Source organism: Photorhabdus heterorhabditis, assembly GCF_001280945.1.
In the GTDB taxonomy this organism is placed as follows: Bacteria; Pseudomonadota; Gammaproteobacteria; order Enterobacterales; family Enterobacteriaceae; genus Photorhabdus; species Photorhabdus heterorhabditis.
Map to the genome: position 1 here is coordinate 12282 of NZ_LJCS01000056.1, position 18253 is coordinate 30534.

Genomic DNA, 18253 nt, shown 5'->3' on the forward strand with positions numbered 1-18253 from the left:
TGTGTCACAGCGGATACTTTAAGACACTTATACCTGTTATCTTTCAAGTTGCCTCTTTGTTGGCTGCACTCACTCACCCCAGTCACAGAGTTATCTATGCTCCTGGGGATTCGCTCCCTTGCCGTCTTGATGCATCTTGAAATCTATTGGGTATATCCATATCACACCATCTCTTGAATAACTTTAATTTTTTCAATTGAACCTGATGAATTAAACGTTATTTTCCCGATTTTCTACATAAAAAAACCCCGATAAAAATATCGAGGTTTATTAGTTTCCGCGCTTATTCGCAACTTTAACTGGTTAATACACTACCATAGCTTTTTGCGTACGCGCAAGCTTTTTGCACTCTTGTATTTCATTATCCATTTCTAATGTGATATCAAGCATAGCTAAACATCCCTGTACAAAGCTTTCGCCTTTTTGCAACCGGGAACGTACTTCAATATCTGATACCTCAATTAAACGAGCTATCGATCGTTTAGAAATACCCAAAGCATAGTACATAAATAAAACTTCAATTTCTTCAGACTTATCTACCGTCTTAAGCTTTGCTATACAGGCATCAATGATCAAACCATCATTATCGCAACAGGAAGGACGAGATGGACGAGTTGACGTAATCAGCCCCCTAAACCCAGCAGCGATCGGCGGCCAATTAACACCAGTGGCATCATCAGCCCAACCACCCCAACGCTCTAGAACTTGTTGAATATTGCGCATACGTTTTTACCTTAATTTTTAGTAGCAAATAGTAGTAAAAATTATTTTCGTAATGGCCTCTCGCATCCATGCATTCGGCGTTATATACCTGTTATCTTTCAAGTTGCCTCTTTGTTGGCTGCACTCACTCACCCCGGTCACAGAGTTATCTATGCTCCCGGGGATTCGCTCCCTTGCCGTCGCGATCCATCTTGAAATCTATTGGGTATAACGAATTTCTCATGCTCTATTTCTTGCGTTTCTTTGTTACTTAACTATATCGTCTCAATACATCTTATTACCTGATCTATTAAATAGAAATCCTATCTGATTTCTATTCCTTCCAAGCTTAATCTCAGAGGAAAATATAATATCTTGGTTAATACAACTAGTTATAAAGTGCTTATCATCCCCATCTAAGTATTTCTCATATAAATTTTACCTAATCCTGTAATGTATCCTACCTTAAAAGGCAAGGAACTTAGAACATCTAAAGCAAAGCTAATAGTTTTTATTATTTTCCGAGAATTTTCAGACAACATAACAACCCCTTTTTATTATCAGATAAAAAATACATTAAATAAAAAGTAGCACAAAATTTTTATCTCATGGATATTAAAGTGTAAAAAATACTTTGGATCAACGCTGAAATCTATAGAAAAATGACGATTAAAAATGTCCTCTACACCTATAACAAAGGTACAGAGATCATACTGTTTACATAACGATCAGCGACAAATCGATGCAAATGTAGGATTTGACTAACAGTGTTCGAAATATCTCAAGCAGATTTGAAAAAATTTTTAAGGCAGAAATAGGATTAATGTTACTAACAGTAAATTACCGATTATCAGGTAAATATCTATGCAGAAAGTTTTAACATTGTCAGAAATAACCCCTTTTTAACCAACGAGTTTTTTAAACTCATGCGACTTAACCGGCAATTTGGAAAAAGTATTTTACTGGTATGAAACTGTTTTTGCCTAACACGATCTTGCAACATCAATACCTGCTGCTATCTTTTACCCTGTCGGATCTCTATTTCCTGATTTCTTATTCTGGCTATTTTATGTTGGCCTGCCTGACAATGAGTTTCGCACTGATACCCATTCTGATAAAAAGATCGCTATGGAAAGTGACAAAATTAGCTGTATATAAAAACAGTTCTTTTATGTGAGATAAACATGAAAAAAGCCGTTATCTTCTGATAAAGATAACGGCTTCTTATATGATTTGGTGCCGGCTACCGGAGTCGAACTGGTGACCTACTGATTACAAGTCAGTTGCTCTACCAACTGAGCTAAGCCGGCGTATTCCGGGGTAGCCCCCGAAAGCGAGCGCAGTATATTACAACCTGATTCAAACAATCAAGCATAAATAATAGATTTTTTTAGACATATTCAAAACACCATAAACCCTGACATCAAAATCTGATCATTGATGACATATCGCTATCCCAAAGAACACTCTGACACAGAGACAACCACTATAAGATTGTGCAAAAACTGAAGGTACTACCCAGACAGCGACCTTTTCACTTCTCTTCAATTTATTCCACCCCAAAATAGTTGACTGCTATATACCCAATAGATGGGTTTATAATCTGGTGGTTTCTCATAGAAACCGAGCGAGAGCTAAGTGATCTTAGCGCATTCTGAATGATACTCTGGAATGAAAAAAACCTTATGCATAAAATATGCATAAGGTTAGTATTTGGCGGAAGGATAGAGATTCGAACTCTAGGATGGTTTCCCATCGGCGGTTTTCAAGACCGCTGCCTTCGACCGCTCGGCCATCCTTCCATGGCGCGAGATTATGCTCTATAGTAGGATCGTATGTCTAGTCTTAATCGCAAAAAATCTGTGATTTTTTTACTATTCGCTCAATCCTCAATCTACAATACCATTCCAGGTTCTTATCCTGTTAAAATTAGCATTCTCGCTAAATCATAGCCAAACAATGACTAAGGTTTTTACCTAACGCATGTATAACAGACAATCTTCAATCAATTCATCAACCATAAACCGTTACTATGGCTTGTTCATTGCCCTGCTTTTTGTTTCCCTGTTTTTATATAGCTATAACTACTTCAACGCCTGGCTGATGGGGAAAAAGTACGCGCTAAATAGTGTTGCAACCAAAATGGTATTGCAGATAGAAGATTATCGTTACCATGCTAATTCTATCTTTGAACAAGCTAATATCTCGCCTTTTAAACTACAGGGACCTGTTTCACCAATGAAGCTACGACCTGATGTTTATTGGCTTGAAAGTCGTTATCAGGCTATCGACGCTATTATTTTTGGTCACCATAACGCGACAAGTGCAGCGTTGGCACAACGTCTTTCCAATTATATAGAGATTTTGTGGGGCGCCCGCAATGAATACAACTCTATGTACTATCTGAACGGTAAAGATAACAATCTGTTTTTAATAACAACTCACTCCATTCTTAAACCAGAATTAAGATTTAAAGAAAGTTATCTGACACTGACAGCCGAATCGAAACGTTCAGAGATGCTGATGCAGTCTACCGCTTTAGATGAACGGGAAAATATTTCATCAATCCGTAAGCTAAGTGGCGAAAATCTCTATTTCTACACTTACAGGGCAACATTCAACTCACCAGGTCAATTGGCGACCGTTATCGCTTTTGATTTACCGATTAGCCATCTCCTTCCTATCGATATGGGAGCAGCAAACTTCAGCTTACTATCTAACAATGAACAAAACCCCGATGAAACGAATAAAGCTAATATCTCACAAAATGGTTTCTGGCTCGAATTCTCTCAACCACTCAGTGGCACGAAATACAAATTACTGTATCGGGTATCACTCAAAGATTTGCTGATCGATTTGTTGTACAAAAACATCTGGCTACTGCTGGCAGATTCAATATTTATTATTCTGTCTCTGGGTGGGCTTATTTATATTCGTAAAAAATATATTGCCCCAAATGCTCTTATGAGCCACGAGCTACAAGTCAAGGATGCGTTAAGTAACGATATTATCTCCAATATCCCAATTGGTTTACTGATTTATAATTTCTCAACAAATCAGATAATCATGAGTAATAAAATTGCTGATCATCTATTGCCTGATATCGACTTAAACAAAATTAAAATGATGGCAAAGCAACATCATGGTGTCATCCAAACATCAATTGACGATTCAGTCTATGAAATTAAAGTGCACAACATTCACCTGTTGCCAGAAACTTATCTATTTTTATTGCAAGATAAAGACCAGGAAGCATTGATTAACAAGCGTTTACAACTTGCACATCTCGAACATGATAAGAGCGTACAAGCCCGACGTTTTATGTTAACAAACATTAGCTCAGAGCTGAAACAGCCAATAAAGGAATTAAATAATATTGCTTACCAACTAAAACAAATCCCTATAGAGGAAAATAGTGATCATATCATCAATAATTTATTAACTAAATCTGAATATATATCCAGCTGGGTCGAGAATATCTCATTTCTCAATGAATTGGAATTAGGTGACTGGCAAGCAAAAAGTGAGTCATTTTCATTATCACACATGTTAGACGATATTTTTAAAAACGTGTTATCAAAAATAAATAATAAAGGGTTAAATTATTATTATCACTGTAATATTAACCCTGAATCCATATTTATTGGCGATGGCTTTGTCATCCGTAAAATTATCCTGATGTTGGTTAACTATGCAATCACGATTACATCTTATGGGAAAATATCACTCATAGTTAATTATTCTCAGAAATACAAAGATCAAATTCAGATCGAAGTTATAGATACCGGTGCCGGACTGAATTCAAACGATTTGGCAAATTTGAATTATCCATTTCTAAACAAAGCGGTTGGAGATAAATATCAGTCCAATTCAGGGCTGACCTTCTATCTCTGTGACCAATTATGTCGAAAACTCAATGGTCATTTTACTATAGACAGCAAACCTAACCTGGGTACACATTACACCATCAGTTTGCCGTTGATAATCGATCAAGACCAATGCCCACAGCTACTGGAAGATATTACCGCTTTACTGGATATTAGCAATACAGAAATCCGTAAGATCATACAAAATTACCTAAGACATTATGGCGCTGCTTACTTTGATAAAAAGAAAGAAAATATCAGTAGAGAATACGATATCATATTGACAGATAAACCGTATGATTCCGCCAGATCTACTATATTGTTGGTTGGTGATCTTGCTGGCCTTGAGCAGATGACTCCTGACTATATTAGATGTAACTACAATCTGAACGAAGCTATTATCAATGCCATTTCGTTATTAATTGAGAGAAACCTCAGTTTTAACGAATTTAATGAAATTTCAGAAATGTCACCATTTAACAACGAAGACACTGATTACGATATTGAAAATGTTATAAGCAGTTACCGAAAACAGCTGGCAGCTAGTGATTATCAGCAATTATTTATCGAGACAGTACCGATAGATATTAATAAACTGTATACTGATATAGAGCAGCATGATTTGATATCACTTTCGCAAACAGCACATCGCCTAAAAGGTGTCTTTGCTATGTTAGACTTAGAATTCCTCAAATTTTCTTGCGAAACACTGGAACAACACATAACAAACGGTAACGAAATAGAGATTAAAAATAGCATCAGCCGCATTGATTCTTTCATCACAAGGCTGTTGCAGCAAGGTAACTAATAGATGAATAGCCTTAACGTCATTATTGCCGATGACCATCCAATTGTTCTGTTTGGCATCCGCAAATCACTTGAGCGACTCGAATGGATCAACGTTGTCGCTGAGTCGGAAGACTCTACTACTTTGATCAACAATCTATCTTGTATTAAAGCAAATGTGCTGATCACTGATTTGTCCATGCCTGGAGACATCTATGGTGATGGGATTAATTTGATTAAATACATCAAACGCCATTACCCCAGGCTATCAATCATTGTTCTGACCATGAACAATAATCCAGCCATTTTAAGCGCTGTGCTCGAGCTTGATATTGAAGGAGTTGTTTTAAAACAAGGAGCGCCAACAGATTTATCTGACGTATTGACTGCCCTGAAGCAAGGGGAAAAATTTATGCCAGAGAGTGTTTCTGAACTGTTGAAAAAAGTAACGAAAACCCGCTACGGTGACAAACCGTTATCACAAAAAGAGAGCGAAGTACTACGCCTGTTTGCCCAAGGTTTCTTGGTAACAGATATTGCGAAAAAACTAAATCGAAGTGTCAAAACTATCAGCAGCCAGAAAAAATCAGCAATGGTAAAACTGGGTGTGAATAACGATATTGCGCTACTTAATTATCTTGCTTCTGTGGCTATCAGTGCCAATGAAAATGTTCATTAAATGCGATCCGTTATTTTAATATGAAACGAACTCTGATGCCTGGGAGCTACTATGGTACCAGGCATTATTCTAAGCACTAATACTCCCGACCGCTGTTAGTACCTGTTTGAGAGTCGCAAGGGAAACAGGCTTAGACAAACAATCATTCATCCCAGCATCAATACAGCGTTGCTTTTCTTCTGCCAATGCATTTGCCGTAATACCAATGATCGGCAACTCACATCCTTTATTCCGTAAATACATTGTTAGCGCATAACCATCCATATTAGGCATATTGACATCTGTCAGAATGATATCAACATATTCTTTCTTCAAATACTCCAATGCATCCAATCCATCATTCGCCATCGCTGTCTGAAAACCAATAGATTTCAATTGATCAGTCAATAAATAACGGTTGATAGGATGATCGTCCACGACCAACACCATAATAGTATTCAGCCAAGTGCTTGCCTGCAAGACAGGCAATGCTGTATTCAATACCTCGCTATTACCCGGTGAAATTAACCTCTCAATAAGTATAGCTAAATCATGCAAATGGTAAGTATTATGTAACCAATAGTTTTCTCTGATTTGTTCTGGTGAGCCAATATAGGCCGTCGATAATTCAATATAAGCATATAGAGGGGTAATAACAGCATCAGAGAAGTCACTGATAATAATTTCACTGCCATCTGTATTTTGCCCACTATATAAAACAATTTGTAAACCATGATAAATCAGAAAACGCTGTAAAAAATCTTCCAGATAAAGATTACGTATAGCCAATATAACTTTTTGCTGATGCTCATTAACTAGCTGAATTTTTGGTATATATTTCGCACCGTATAAAGGTAAACGGATAGAAAACATACTGCCTATCTGTGGCTGTGAAATAACTTCAATATCGCCATCCATCAAGTTGATAAGTTTTTCACAAATCGCTAAACCAAGACCCGTTCCTTGAGATGAACTTTCAGTATTTGGCATTATCTGGAAAAACGGATCAAATAACTGAATAAGCGCCTTATCAGAAATTCCTACTCCTGTATCCTTTACTCTGACATACAAGTAATCCCTATCAACTACTACATGTATAACCACACATCCAGTATCAGTGAATTTAATCGCATTATTCAACAGATTAGATATAACCTGTTGTAATCGAACGGGATCATTGCGGATATAATCCGCTACATCCGGCTCGATATAGCAATATAAGCTCAACGACTTTTTCGTAACTAATGGCAGATAGTTGGAAATAACGTGAGAGATAACTTCCTGACAAGAAAATTCTTTAGGTTCAATTTTAAGCTGTTTAGATTCAATCTTAGAGAAATCGAGGATGTCGCTGATAATTTTCAGTAACAAGGCTGAAGAGTTATTCATCGTTGATAATAAACGGACTGATTCAGCCGGTAATGAATGGGATTGTAATAACTCTAGGTTGCCAATAATTCCGTAAAGAGGTGTTCTCAATTCGTGGCTGACGGTAGCCAAAAACATAGACTTAGAATAGCTAGCCTGCTCCGATGCCAATGCCATTTCCTGTAATGATTTTTCCATCCTTACACGAACACTGATGTCAACCAATACACAAATTGCCACTTCTTCATTCCTGTAACGGGAATGAACAAAGCTGATTTGCAGATGATTGTTATTACTGGTTACTACGTCAACATAGCTGCTGGTTCTATCACAAATAATATGAATAATACGTTCCCGATCTTCATGGGTCAGCATTTTCAAGTAATTATGAGCCAATTCATTACTCAAAATATTACTGCCATCACTTACCCGCAATATACTGATCCCAACAGGAGCTGAAGCGACAATTTTATGATTAAACTGCTCGTGTTCCTCCAAACGAATCGCATTATCTTCCGCCGGAACAAACATTTTCCGCTCAAACAGATATACCAAGATAATGATGACAAAAGCAGATAGCACATTAAGCACAATGCTGCTAATAATCTGTATCTTAAAACCTTCAAAAATATTTTTCAGTGGAAGCGCGTAAATTATACTGAATGAAGATGGAATTAACCGGCGTTTTAACAATAAATCAGTGAAGTTATCATCATAGCCAAAATAAGGCGCTTCCAACTGATAATCATCATAATCAAGTTTGTAATCATCATTTGCTGGATAGTGCAACATGGGTTGATTACTACGATTTAACAATGTTATTGAAATCGGACGATCTTGCCTTTGAATAAAAGTATCTAATCTGATGAACTGTTCAATTCCTATCATGGCAACCATCTGACCGTTTACATATACCGGTGCTAACACATAGAGATGGCCGCTATCCGATCTTGCACCAGGCATAACCCAATAAACATTTCGTTCTTTACCTTGCTCTTTCAGACTAATAAGTCTACGTGAGTTTTCATAGACTATTTTTTTCAGCGTATCAAGCTCAGTCGTAGTATTACGAATAGAAAAATTCACCATACACATGCTCTGCGTACCCACCAGAAAAACCTGATTCAACCCCTGTGGAGCCGCAAGATTATCTTTCCAATAAAAGATAAGGTTATTCAACGAATTTAAGTAACTATGGGTATTTTTGCGAAAGGTATGACAGTCAGCACTTTGGTTTAAAGGGTGATAAGAAAATGCCGGGTTATTATGTGGAAAATCAAAAACTGCATTCTTTTTTTCATTGGAATTCAGTAAATGTTTTTCTGTCATATATTGGATATCGCGCAGAATACTGGCAGTATGACGCACATAAGAGAGGGTAGAATCATAATTAGCATTATATTCTTGTCGGATGTCAGATTTTACTTCATTAAAGATATTAACCAAGTAAAAAGCCGTTAACAAAGCTCCTAATGCCCACAACATCAAACCAATTACCCGGAAAAGGTAACGGGATATTTTCAGTGTTGTACGAAAAGAAGAAAGATATCTCAAAAGGCTACCTGATAAAAACAAACATCATTCAACGTAATGAATTACAGGATATACCAGAGCTTAAGAATTACAAAGAATCATCTGTTATAATTCTAAATTAATAAAAATCACCTGAAAAAAACAGGTACCGAAGTACCTGTTCCTTAATTGAGTGAAAAAATATTTTCACTTAAACCGGATCGGCTGATTCTCTGCCACTATCAGCATCAGGTGAATTGGTATTATCGCTTTCCAATCCTTCCCTTTCTTCTACCAGCTCATCTTCATCATCTTCAGGTTCTGCAACCCGCTGTAAGCCAACAACTTTCTCATCTTGAGCAGTACGGATCAGTGTTACGCCCTGAGTATTCCGGCCAACAACGCTGACTTCCGACACCCTTGTACGTACCAATGTACCTGCATCGGTAATCATCATAATCTGATCAGTTGGCACAACTTGAATTGCACCGACCACATTACCATTACGCTCGCTGACCTTGATTGAGATAACCCCCTGAGTTGCTCGGGATTTAATTGGATACTCATTTTCAGCCGTTCGTTTGCCATAACCGTTTTCAGTCACTGTTAGGATTTCGCCTTCGCCACGCGGGATAATCAGGGAAACAACTTTGTCTTTACCATTGAGCTTAATACCGCGTACTCCGGTGGCTGTACGTCCCATTGCACGAACAGCACCCTCTTCAAAGCGAACAACTTTCCCTTCAGCAGAAAACAGCATGACTTCGTTACTGCCATCAGTCAGGTCAACGCCTATCAGTTCGTCACCTTCGTTGAGGTTAACCGCGAGAATACCAGCACTACGTGGACGGCTAAAATCCTGTAAGGCGGTTTTCTTCACAGTCCCGCTGGCCGTAGCCATAAAGACATACAGCCCATCTTCATATTCACGCACTGGCAGAATCGCAGTAATCCTCTCATTTTGCTCCAGCGGGAGAAGGTTAACGATCGGACGACCACGGGCGCTACGACTGGCCTCAGGTAACTGGTAAACTTTCATCCAGTACAGACGACCGCGGCTGGAGAAGCAAAGAATCGTATCGTGAGTATTGGCTACCAACAGCTTTTCAAGGAAATCTTCTTCCTTGATGCGTGCTGCGGATTTACCTTTACCGCCACGACGCTGCGCTTCATAGTCAGACAGTGGCTGATATTTGACATATCCCTGATGTGACAGCGTGACAACAACATCTTCCTGATTAATCAGGTCTTCAATATTGATGTCAGCAGTATTTTCAGTGATTTCAGTGCGGCGGGCATCATTATATTGCGCCTTGATTGCCAACAACTCTTCACGGATCACTTCCATCAAGCGATCAGGATTCTCCAGAATGAACAGCAACTCACCGATTAACGTCAGCAATTCGCGATATTCATCCAATAACTTTTCATGCTCAAGGCCGGTCAGTTTCTGCAAACGCAAATCCAAAATGGCCTGGGCCTGCTGCTCGGTCAGATAATATTTACCACCATGCACACCATATTGTGATTCCAGCCATTCAGGGCGAGCGGCATCATCACCAGCACGTTCCAGCATGGAAGCAACATTGCCTAATACCCATGGCTGAGCAACTAATGCTGCTTTTGCCTCGGCTGGCGTCGAGGCTCGACGAATCAGTTCGATAATAGGATCGATATTCGCCAGCGCCACAGCCAATGCCTCAAGAATATGGGCACGTTCACGGGCTTTCCGTAATTCAAAGATTGTACGACGAGTGACTACTTCGCGGCGGTGGCATATAAATGCAGAAATAATGTCTTTCAGATTCAGCAGTTTTGGCTGTCCCTGATGCAGCGCCACCATGTTGATACCGAAAGAAACCTGAAGCTGAGTCAGGGAATAGAGGTTATTCAGAACCACTTCCCCTACAGAATCGCGTTTCACTTCGATAACAATACGCATGCCATCCTTATCAGATTCGTCACGAAGAGCACTAACCCCTTCAATGCGCTTTTCCTTCACCAGTTCGGCAATTTTTTCAATCAAACGGGCTTTGTTGACTTGATAAGGAATTTCGTGCACCAGAATAGTTTCACGACCATTTTTCTCATCAACTTCGATTTCAGCACGGGCACGGATATAAATTTTACCGCGACCAGTCCGATAAGCCTCCTGAATACCCCGACGACCATTAATGATCGCAGCAGTCGGGAAATCTGGGCCAGGAATATACTGCATCAGCCCTTCAATACTGATGTTTTCATCATCAATATAAGCCAGACAACCATCAATAACTTCGGATAAGTTATGAGGAGGAATGTTGGTTGCCATACCCACTGCAATACCGGAAGAACCGTTGATCAGCAGGTTGGGTACTTTAGTTGGCATGACTTCCGGGATCTGCTCGGTACCATCATAGTTCGGCACAAAATCGACGGTTTCTTTTTCCAGATCCGCCAGCAGCTCATGGGCAATTTTCGCCATACGTACTTCGGTGTAACGCATAGCTGCGGCTGAGTCACCATCGACTGACCCAAAGTTACCCTGACCATCTACCAACATATAACGCAGGGAGAACGGCTGAGCCATACGAACAATCGTGTCGTAAACTGCGCTGTCCCCATGTGGGTGGTATTTACCGATAACGTCTCCGACAACACGGGCAGACTTCTTATAGGGTTTATTCCAATCATTTCCCAGCACATTCATGGCGTAAAGTACGCGACGGTGTACCGGCTTCAGTCCGTCTCGAACATCTGGTAGTGCACGCCCGACAATAACAGACATTGCATAATCCAGATACGAGCTTTTCAGCTCTTCTTCGATATTGACCGGCGTGATTTCTCTGGCAATGTCGCTCATGGAGCCCACTATCCCTCATAATTCCGAATTCAAAGGTTTAGAACTATACCACAAATCAACAGCTTTATAAAAATCAGATACGGGTATTTAAAAATTAAGCCGTGTATACTATTCCCAGCGCAGAGTGAATCCATCTGTAAAGAAAGTTTAAGGAGCAACAACCGTCGATGAACACCAAATCCCCCTCCACGACAAACAATGTTGATCAACAAGAAATAGAGAAATTTGAAGCAGTTGCTTCCCGCTGGTGGGATCTGGAAGGTGAATTTCAGCCACTACACCGTATTAATCCACTACGCCTGAATTATATTTTGCAACGTTCCGAGGGGATCTTCGGTAAAACAGTATTAGATGTGGGTTGTGGTGGCGGCATTTTATCAGAAAGTATGGCTCGTGAAGGTGCAGAAGTGACCGGGCTTGATATGGGAACTGAGCCGCTTCAAGTTGCCAGACTACACGCCCTTGAAACAGGCATCTCTGTCACTTATGTACAGGAAACAGTGGAAAGTCACGCAGAAAAATATCCACAGGCTTATGATATCGTCACCTGTATGGAAATGCTGGAACATGTCCCGGACCCTCAATCGGTTGTTCGAGCTTGTGCTCAGTTAGTAAAACCCGGTGGACATGTCTTTTTCTCTACCATTAACCGCAACAAGAAAGCCTGGCTCATGGCGGTGATTGGCGCAGAATATATTCTGAAAATGGTGCCGAAAGGAACCCATGATGCGAAGAAATTTATCCGTCCATCAGAGTTGATAGGCTGGATTGACAGAACTCCCCTGAAAGAACAGCATATCATTGGCCTGCATTATAATCCGCTGACGGATAAATTTAGCCTTGGTTACAATGTGGACGTTAATTATATGCTGCATACTCAATATGTCTGACATATTCATCTGACAGATTAAGAAATCGACAAATGAATCATATTTTCAAGAATTTTTTTACTTAGGTTTACTCGTATTTCTGTCAGGTCAACCGCTAGTAATGATGCAGGCTTCCGGCTTTTTGATAAATTTAGTCCTCAAGTTATCCACAAAAATCCGTGTTTTTGTACACTTGATAAAAGCTGGTTTTAACATTATCTTGTTGTCATTATTTAGTGCACCCCCTACATATTGTGTTCCTTAACATTCCATTACCACTACTCTCTCGTTGGTTTCTTCACCATTGAGGGAGTTACGTTTTGGTCTGACTAAAGACACAAAGCAGGTGGGAGTGAGTCTGAAAGTAAATGTAAGGTATGCCTGTCCATGAACCATAGTCTGCTAGTAACAAAGCGTGATGGCCACAAAGAACGAATTGACCTTGAAAAAATCCACCGGGTTGTCGCCTGGGCAGCCGATGGCCTGAAAAATGTCTCGGTATCACAAGTAGAGCTGCGTTCCCAGATCCAATTTTACGACAGTATCAAAACCTCAGATATTCATGAGACGATGATTAAAGCTGCCGCTGACCTTATTTCTGGTGATGCACCTGACTATCAGTATCTAGCAGCCCGCTTAGCAATTTTCAATTTGCGTAAAAAAGCTTATGGTCAATTTGAGCCACCTGCACTGTATGATCATGTATCCCGTATGGTGGAAATGGGCAAATATGACAAACACTTGCTTGCAGACTACTCGAAAGAAGAATTCGAGCAAATGGACGAGTTTATTGATCACTGGCGTGATATGAACTTTTCTTATGCCGCGGTCAAACAACTTGAAGGTAAATACCTGGTTCAGAATCGCGTTACTGGTGAAATTTATGAAAGCGCCCAGTTTCTTTATATTTTGGTTGCCGCGTGCCTGTTCTCCAGTTATCCGAAAGAAACACGTCTGGACTATATCCGCCGCTTTTACGACGCGGTTTCCACTTTTAAAATTTCGCTGCCTACCCCTATTATGGCCGGTGTTCGCACCCCTACTCGTCAATTCAGTTCCTGCGTACTGATTGAATGTGGCGACAGTCTGGATTCCATTAATGCGACTTCCAGCGCCATTGTGAAATATGTTTCCCAACGTGCAGGTATTGGCATCAACGCCGGTCGTATTCGTGCACTAGGTAGCCCGATCCGTAATGGTGAAGCATTCCATACAGGTTGTATTCCGTTTTATAAGCACTTCCAGACAGCGGTAAAATCCTGTTCTCAGGGGGGGGTCCGTGGCGGCGCAGCTACACTGTTCTATCCGCTGTGGCATCTGGAAGTTGAAAGTCTGCTGGTACTGAAAAACAACCGGGGTGTTGAAGGAAACCGTGTCCGTCATATGGACTATGGCGTACAGCTTAACAAATTGATGTATGAACGCCTGATCAAAGGTGAAGATATTACACTATTTAGCCCGTCCGACGTCCCAGGGTTATATGATGCATTCTTTGCTGATCAAGATGAATTTGAGCGTCTGTACACCAAGTATGAGCAAGACAGTAATATCCGTCAGCAACGTCTGAAAGCCGTTGATCTATTCTCCTTGATGATGCAGGAACGCGCTTCTACTGGCCGTATCTATATTCAGAACGTAGATCATTGCAACACTCACAGCCCATTTGATCCATCAGTTGCGCCTGTACGCCAGTCAAACTTATGTCTGGAAATTGCACTACCAACTAAGCCATTAAATGATATCAATGATAAAAATGGCGAAATTGCGTTGTGTACACTGTCTGCATTCAACCTAGGTGCAATTGAAAATCTTGATGAGCTGGAAGAATTGGCTGCTCTGGCTGTTCGCGCTCTTGATGCTCTGCTCGATTATCAAGATTATCCAATCCTTGCAGCAAAACAAGGGGCTATGGGTCGCCGTACTTTAGGTATTGGTGTCATCAACTATGCTTATTATCTGGCAAAACACGGCGTACGTTATTCAGATGGCAGCGCTAATAACCTGACTCACAAAACATTTGAAGCTATCCAATATTACCTATTGAAAGCATCGAATGAATTAGCGAAAGAGCAAGGTGCTTGCCTATGGTTTAAAGAAACGACCTATTCTGAAGGTATCCTGCCTATCGATACCTATAAAAAAGCACTGGATACACTGACTAATGAGCCTCTTCACTATGATTGGGAAACATTGCGTAGCGATATCAAACAATATGGTCTGCGTAACTCAACATTATCCTCTTTGATGCCTTCAGAGACTTCTTCACAGATCTCTAACGCCACCAACGGTATTGAACCACCTCGTGGTTATATCAGTATCAAAGCATCGAAAGACGGGATTTTGCGTCAGGTTGTTCCAGAATATGAAAGCCTAAAAGGGGCTTATGAATTACTGTGGCAAATGCCTGGCAATGACGGCTACTTACAGTTGGTTGGTATCATGCAAAAATTCATCGACCAGTCGATCTCTGCCAATACCAACTATGACCCAACACGTTTCCCTAGCGGAAAAGTGCCAATGAATCAGTTGCTGAAAGATTTGTTACTCGCTTACAAATATGGTGTAAAAACGCTGTATTACCACAATACACGTGATGGTGCAGAAGACGTTCAGGATGACCTGGAAGAAGTCGTGGAATCTGCTGATTCCGATTGTGAAAGCGGCGCATGTAAGATTTAATTTGAGGAAGTTATGGCCTATACCACCTTTTCACAAGTAAAAAACGACCAGTTACAAGAACCGATGTTTTTTGGTCAGCCGGTAAACGTAGCCCGTTTTGACCAGCAAAAGTATCCAATTTTTGAGAAATTGATCGAAAAACAGCTCTCTTTCTTCTGGCGTCCAGAAGAAGTTGACGTGTCCCGTGACCGCATTGATTACAATGCACTACCGGATCATGAAAAGCATATTTTTATCAGTAACCTGAAATACCAAACGCTGCTGGACTCTATTCAGGGCCGCAGCCCGAACGTGGCGTTTTTACCGTTGATCTCCATCCCTGAGCTGGAGACATGGGTTGAAACCTGGTCTTTCTCGGAGACTATTCACTCACGTTCTTATACTCACATCATCCGTAATATCGTTAACGATCCGGCTGTTGTATTTGATGATATTGTCACCAACGAAGAGATTCTCAAACGCGCAAAAGATATTTCCGCTTATTACGATGATCTGATTAAGATGACCAATAACTATCAGTTATTTGGTGAAGGAATACATCAAATTGCAGGTACAACCATCACAGTCAGCCTGCGTGAACTGAAAAAGCAGTTATATCTGTGCCTGATGAGTGTTAACGCGCTGGAAGCGATCCGCTTCTACGTTAGCTTTGCCTGTTCATTTGCCTTTGCAGAACGCGAACTCATGGAAGGTAACGCTAAAATCATCAAACTGATCGCCCGTGACGAAGCACTACATCTGACAGGTACTCAGCATATGTTGAACCTGTTGCGCTCTGGTCAGGATGATCCGGAGATGGCAGAAATTGCTAATGAGTGTGAACAACAGTGCTATGACCTGTTTGTTCAAGCTGCGGAGCAAGAAAAAGAGTGGGCAGATTATCTGTTCAGCGAAGGTTCAATGATTGGTTTAAACCGAGATATTTTGTGTCAATACGTTGAATACATCACCAATATTCGTATGCAGGCTGTCGGGCTAAAACTGCCATTTGAGACGCGTTCTAACCCGATTCCGTGGATTAACTCCTGGCTGGTATCCGATAACGTTCAAGTAGCACCACAAGAAGTTGAAGTCAGTTCATATCTGGTTGGTCAGATTGATGCTGAAGTTAACCCTGACGACCTGAGTGATTTTGAACTCTGATGACAAGTTATAAAGTAACCCTGCATGATATGCAGGGTTATCATATTTACAGCTCCCCCGAGCTGCATAACAGTCTGCTAGAAGCACTGGAACAAGGTAGAGTACAACCGGAATACCAGTGCCGTGAAGGTTATTGCGGCTCCTGCCGTGTCAGATTGGTAAAAGGTAAAGTCGGTTATCGGCGTAAACCTCTGGCTTTTGTTAACGAAGGTGAGATTTTACCCTGCTGTTGTCATCCGCTTAGTGATATTGAAATTGAGCTATAACCTTTAGTTATTCACAATAAAAGGTAATAACTAATTTTTCAGTTATTATCTTTTACCTTCTACCTTTTGGCAGTAATATTACTGTCTTCTTCTTTAATATATTCACTAAAATCTACTGTTACATCAAAATTCCCACTCTATACCCGTCATCTTTCAAGTTGCTTCTTTGTTGGCTGCACTCACTCACCCCGGTCACATAGTTATCTATGCTCCCGGGGATTCGCTCCCTTGCCGCCGCGATGCATCTTGAAATCTATTGGGTATATTATATTTATTGAAGTGGTCTAAATTAACATTTCTCAAAAAATTGATTGTAATAAGTCGTTACTTCCTAATGAATCTGCTCCCAACAAGCCATTGCCTGAATAGGTTTGCACTGAATAGAAATCACCATTAAATACACATCTGGCATTTTTCCATCGTTTAAAAATCTCACTCATTATTTCACCACCGTAATTTTAGCGGTCAGGCTCATTTAATAACCATTTGAATATCTTTGAGATAATTAGAGGACACATAATAGTGATTACGTGTCCATATTAATTAACTCTCTAAATCAAAGATCATGAATAATCAATGCAAAAACAAACTGTTTCTTTATCGTCAAACATAACTTCTGCAACGCGAAAAAGCCAATCGTAATGCTGCTCCAACTTCCTCAGGGGAGCTGTCTGCCGGAATGATGACATAGTCAAATTCGGAAATGGTCTTACCTGTCCAACTTTCCAATTTTTCATGACAAGATGGCCGGATCGTTATTTGACCATCAAGCAACTGGATTCCACAATTATGCATTTTTTTAAAAAGCTGACGTTTTGAACGGTAATCATAAGATTCCATCATCTTAGTGATCCAATTTTTATACTGCTCATCACTTGCATCATGATCAAAATAATCCTCACATTCATCAAGTGGGATTACTCTGCTTTTTGATAAAGTATCGAGCACAGCCTTTCCCAACTCTTGATCAGATGCAATTGGCTGTAATAAATGATTACTTCCTAAAGGATCTACTCTCAATAAACCGTTACCTGAATAAGTTTGTATTGAATAGAAATCACCATTAAATTCAGTCCTTGCATGTAATCCTTGTTTAAAATCTGCACTTATTATTTCACCACCACAGCTTCGACGGTAAGGAAAATTTAATAACTGTTTGAGCCTTTTTAAGATAATTAGGAAACTCATAATAGCCATTCCATTTTAAATTGATCATATAAATCAAAGAGTAAGATAATTAGCGGACACATAATAGTGATTACGTGTCCATCTTAATTAACTCTCTAAATCAAAGATCATGAATAATCAATGCAAAAACAAACTGTTTCTTTATCGTCAAACATAACTTCTGCAACGCGAAAAAGCCAATCGTAATGCCGTACCCACTTCCTCAGGGGAACTGTCTGCCGGAATGACGACATCATCAGATTCTACCATGCCTTTTCCTGTCCAGAGATCAAGTTTTTCGTGACCAGAAGGCGAGATAGTTATAACGCTACCTAACAAACAGATATTACAACTGTTCATCTTCTTAAATAACTGACGTTTTGAACGGTAATTGT

At 40.1% G+C, this 18253-nt stretch carries 12 protein-coding genes and 2 tRNA genes; 6 read left to right on the top strand and 8 right to left on the bottom strand.

The genetic code is table 11. The features are described from left to right. Nucleotides 1–303: 303 nt before the first annotated feature. From AM629_RS16470 to AM629_RS16480, 3 genes are all read right to left on the bottom strand, one after another. On the bottom strand, nt 304–723 hold the full coding sequence (locus AM629_RS16470; protein WP_054480346.1) for an antiterminator Q family protein: 420 nt from the start codon (nt 721–723) through the stop codon (nt 304–306). Between the two features lie 1213 nt (nt 724–1936). Then, a tRNA-Thr gene (locus AM629_RS16475) sits at nt 1937–2012 on the bottom strand. A 404-nt stretch (nt 2013–2416) separates the two neighbouring features. Beyond that, a tRNA-Ser gene (locus tag AM629_RS16480) sits at nt 2417–2504 on the bottom strand. A 181-nt stretch (nt 2505–2685) separates the two neighbouring features. Between AM629_RS16480 and rcsD the strand changes: the two genes are divergently transcribed. Next, on the top strand, nt 2686–5376 hold the full coding sequence (gene rcsD, locus AM629_RS16485) for a phosphotransferase RcsD (protein ID WP_054480347.1): 2691 nt from the start codon (nt 2686–2688) through the stop codon (nt 5374–5376). Nucleotides 5377–5379: 3 nt separating this feature from the next. Beyond that, nucleotides 5380–6033 (top strand): response regulator transcription factor RcsB, encoded by a 654-nt coding sequence (gene rcsB / locus AM629_RS16490; protein WP_054480348.1) that lies wholly within the window; start codon nt 5380–5382, stop codon nt 6031–6033. A gap of 69 nt (nt 6034–6102) precedes the next feature. Here rcsB and rcsC read toward each other — a convergent pair whose 3' ends face one another. Next, the gene (rcsC, locus tag AM629_RS16495) at nt 6103–8934 is read right to left on the bottom strand and encodes a two-component system sensor histidine kinase RcsC (protein ID WP_072161914.1); all 2832 of its coding nucleotides are present in this window, start codon (nt 8932–8934) and stop codon (nt 6103–6105) included. 169 nt (nt 8935–9103) lie between these two features. Next, nucleotides 9104–11734, bottom strand: coding sequence for a DNA topoisomerase (ATP-hydrolyzing) subunit A (gyrA, locus tag AM629_RS16500; protein ID WP_054480350.1), 2631 nt, complete (start codon nt 11732–11734; stop codon nt 9104–9106). A gap of 167 nt (nt 11735–11901) precedes the next feature. Between gyrA and ubiG the strand changes: the two genes are divergently transcribed. From ubiG to yfaE, 4 genes are all read left to right on the top strand, one after another. Next, nucleotides 11902–12624: a bifunctional 2-polyprenyl-6-hydroxyphenol methylase/3-demethylubiquinol 3-O-methyltransferase UbiG gene (ubiG, locus tag AM629_RS16505; RefSeq protein ID WP_054480351.1), complete on the top strand. Its 723-nt coding sequence runs from the start codon at nt 11902–11904 to the stop codon at nt 12622–12624. A 366-nt stretch (nt 12625–12990) separates the two neighbouring features. After that, on the top strand, nt 12991–15282 hold the full coding sequence (nrdA, locus tag AM629_RS16510; RefSeq protein ID WP_054480352.1) for a class 1a ribonucleoside-diphosphate reductase subunit alpha: 2292 nt from the start codon (nt 12991–12993) through the stop codon (nt 15280–15282). Between the two features lie 12 nt (nt 15283–15294). Then, entirely contained in the window at nt 15295–16425 is a 1131-nt protein-coding gene (gene nrdB / locus AM629_RS16515) for a class Ia ribonucleoside-diphosphate reductase subunit beta (RefSeq protein WP_054480353.1), read from the top strand. Then, nucleotides 16425–16691: a class I ribonucleotide reductase maintenance protein YfaE gene (yfaE, locus tag AM629_RS16520; RefSeq protein ID WP_054480354.1), complete on the top strand. Its 267-nt coding sequence runs from the start codon at nt 16425–16427 to the stop codon at nt 16689–16691. Before nrdB ends, yfaE begins: the two co-directional genes overlap by 1 nt. Nucleotides 16692–16990: 299 nt before the next feature. On the opposite strand, the gene AM629_RS24250 is transcribed toward yfaE, so the two are convergent. The 3 genes from AM629_RS24250 to AM629_RS16530 form a co-directional block, all read right to left on the bottom strand. Then, on the bottom strand, nt 16991–17131 hold the full coding sequence (locus tag AM629_RS24250; RefSeq protein WP_149617486.1) for a contact-dependent growth inhibition system immunity protein: 141 nt from the start codon (nt 17129–17131) through the stop codon (nt 16991–16993). Nucleotides 17132–17294: 163 nt separating this feature from the next. After that, nucleotides 17295–17801 carry a contact-dependent growth inhibition system immunity protein gene (locus AM629_RS16525; RefSeq protein WP_054480356.1) on the bottom strand — a complete coding sequence of 169 codons (507 nt, stop codon included), beginning with the start codon at nt 17799–17801 and terminating at the stop codon, nt 17295–17297. Between the two features lie 225 nt (nt 17802–18026). Continuing rightward, a partial coding sequence (locus AM629_RS16530) for a contact-dependent growth inhibition system immunity protein (RefSeq protein ID WP_152912014.1) occupies nt 18027–18253 on the bottom strand: 227 nt, incomplete at its 5' end.

Bases quoted from the DNA above. Each gene is read 5' to 3' on its own strand.
- nrdA (WP_054480352.1), top strand. From the start codon at position 12,991: ATGAACCATAGTCTGCTAGTAACAAAGCGTGATGGCCACAAAGAACGA.
- rcsB (WP_054480348.1), top strand. From the start codon at position 5,380: ATGAATAGCCTTAACGTCATTATTGCCGATGACCATCCAATTGTTCTG.
- gyrA (WP_054480350.1), bottom strand. From the start codon at position 11,734: ATGAGCGACATTGCCAGAGAAATCACGCCGGTCAATATCGAAGAAGAG.
- nrdB (WP_054480353.1), top strand. From the start codon at position 15,295: ATGGCCTATACCACCTTTTCACAAGTAAAAAACGACCAGTTACAAGAA.
- AM629_RS24250 (WP_149617486.1), bottom strand. From the start codon at position 17,131: ATGAGTGAGATTTTTAAACGATGGAAAAATGCCAGATGTGTATTTAAT.
- rcsD (WP_054480347.1), top strand. From the start codon at position 2,686: ATGTATAACAGACAATCTTCAATCAATTCATCAACCATAAACCGTTAC.
- yfaE (WP_054480354.1), top strand. From the start codon at position 16,425: ATGACAAGTTATAAAGTAACCCTGCATGATATGCAGGGTTATCATATT.
- ubiG (WP_054480351.1), top strand. From the start codon at position 11,902: ATGAACACCAAATCCCCCTCCACGACAAACAATGTTGATCAACAAGAA.
- AM629_RS16470 (WP_054480346.1), bottom strand. From the start codon at position 723: ATGCGCAATATTCAACAAGTTCTAGAGCGTTGGGGTGGTTGGGCTGAT.